This is a genomic window from Longimicrobiaceae bacterium, assembly GCA_035696245.1.
GTDB lineage: Bacteria > Gemmatimonadota > Gemmatimonadetes > Longimicrobiales > Longimicrobiaceae > DASRQW01.
In genome coordinates, this window is record DASRQW010000398.1 from 1 (window position 1) to 1,959 (window position 1,959).

Consider the following 1,959-nt stretch of genomic DNA (forward strand, 5'->3'; position numbering starts at 1 on the left):
CTTCGGTTGAAGGAACCGTTGGCTCAGCATTCATATCCCCTCGGGCATTCAAATGTACAGACACTGCGAGAAAGGAATAGGGTACAACACCCGCGTTCAGTACGCAATATACCTGAAAGCAAGGTGCAACCATAACTTGATGCGGGGAGCTGGACCTCGTCGCTAGGGTGGCGTAGGTTGTCTAAAGCACTTCCTACACAAACGGACTGCATGGCGGAATACACGCTGGTGGCGGACAAGACGGGCGAGCTGCGGATGGATGCGGACGCGAAGCGCGAGCGCTACGCCGCCGTGCACGAGCAGATCGTGGCGGTGCTGGACGGCGAGCGCGACCTGCTGGCGGGCATGGCGACGGTGGCGTGCCTGCTCCACAACGCGTTCCCGTACTACTTCTGGACCGGCTTCTACCGTCGCGTGGGGGCGCGCGAGCTTCTCGTCGGTCCGTACCAGGGAACGATGGGCTGCCTCACCATCAGCTTCGACCGCGGCGTGTGTGGCGCCTGCGCGCGCGAGGAGCGCACCATCGTGGTCGACGACGTGAACGCCTTCCCCGATCACATCGCCTGCGACTCCGCGTCCGCGTCGGAGATTGTGGTGCCGGTGTTCGGGACGGATGGCGCGCTCATCGCCGTGCTGGACGTGGACAGCACGATCCCCGCGGCGTTCGACGAGGTGGATCGGGAGTACCTGGAGGCCATCGTCGCCCTGCTGCGTGACCGCGAGCCGCTGCCGGTGGTCACCGCGGGCTGACCGGAGCCCGCGGGATGGGCACGGAGCGTGCTTTCCGTGGCGCGACGCACGGGCCGCGCGCGCCGCACTCGCCGGGAGGCGGCGGCGCGGGCCACGAACGGAGGCGCACGCATGACCGAGAACAGCGCGACCAAGGTGAGCTCCGCCGGCGCGCCGGTGGGCGAGCACGGCCAGAAGCACCTGGCCCACGGCACCGGCATCGCCATGCGCATGTGGGAGAACGAGATGCCGGGCGAGCCCAAGCCCGTGTCCCGCCGCAACTACGAGACGGTGGGCTACGTGCTGAAGGGGCGCGCCGAGCTGCACATGAGCGGCAGCGTGGTGCCGCTGGAGGAGGGCGACTCGTGGGTGGTGCCCGAGGGCGCCGAGCACACCTACAAGTTCATCGAGAGCTTCACCGCCATCGAGGCCACGCACCCGCCGGCGGTCTGACGCACCCCTCACGCAGAGCGCTCGCCCGTCCGCCGCACCGGCCGGACGGGCGCGGTCGCGCATCCCACGCACCCCACGCGGAGCAGCGACGCATGGCGACCCTCCACACCATCGGGTACGAAGACACCACCGTCGCGCGCTTCCTCGACACGCTCTCGGAGGCGGGGGTGGAGCTGCTGGTGGACGTGCGCGCCGTCGCCAACTCGCGGCGGCCGGGGTTCGCGAAGACCAAGCTGGCGGCAAACGTCGGCGAGCGGGGGATCGAGTACCTGCACCTGCGCGGCCTGGGCACGCCGGCCGACGGACGCGCCGCAGCCCGCGCCGGCAACCACGCGGAGATGCACGCCGTCTTCGCCGAGCACCTGCAGACCGAGGCCGCGCAAGGCGACCTGGAGACGCTGGCCTCCATCGTCCGCTCCGGCCGCCGCGCGTGCCTCCTTTGCCTGGAGGCCGACCCGGAGCACTGCCACCGCAGCCTGGTCGCCGCCGCCCTCCAGCCCCTCGCCCCCGCCGAAGTCGTCCACCTCCGCCCCGACCGCGACGAGGATTAGTCGAGGCATCCGATCGGCATCCACCGGCAGGCAGGCGCTAGATGGATGCGTGCGGCGAGCATCCCTGTAGCAGAAAGGCGGGACGACACGCAGGTCATCTGTTCCAACTATTTGCTACGCGGGATGCATTTCCGCTCGGCGTAGCGGGGAGTTCGCTCCAGCGCCGTGCCTGTGGGGAGGGCCGCATAGTCTTGGAGGCGGAGGTCAGGCACTTGGATCTTCACCC

At 69.2% G+C, this 1,959-nt stretch carries 3 protein-coding genes; all 3 read left to right on the forward strand.

Annotated features, from left to right (window positions below; translation table 11 throughout):
* Nucleotides 1–210: 210 nt before the first annotated feature.
* The 3 genes from VFE05_17945 to VFE05_17955 all read left to right on the forward strand — a co-directional run bounded on the left by VFE05_17945 (nucleotide 211) and on the right by VFE05_17955 (nucleotide 1,733).
* Entirely contained in the window at nucleotides 211–750 is a 540-nt protein-coding gene (locus tag VFE05_17945; GenBank protein HET6231960.1) for a GAF domain-containing protein, read from the forward strand.
* A 111-nt stretch (nucleotides 751–861) separates the two neighbouring features.
* Complete coding sequence (locus VFE05_17950) at nucleotides 862–1,182, forward strand: cupin domain-containing protein (GenBank protein ID HET6231961.1); 321 nt, start codon at nucleotides 862–864, stop codon at nucleotides 1,180–1,182.
* A gap of 92 nt (nucleotides 1,183–1,274) precedes the next feature.
* Nucleotides 1,275–1,733, forward strand: a complete 459-nt coding sequence (locus tag VFE05_17955) for a DUF488 domain-containing protein (GenBank protein ID HET6231962.1) — start codon at nucleotides 1,275–1,277, stop codon at nucleotides 1,731–1,733.
* Nucleotides 1,734–1,959 lie beyond the last annotated feature (226 nt).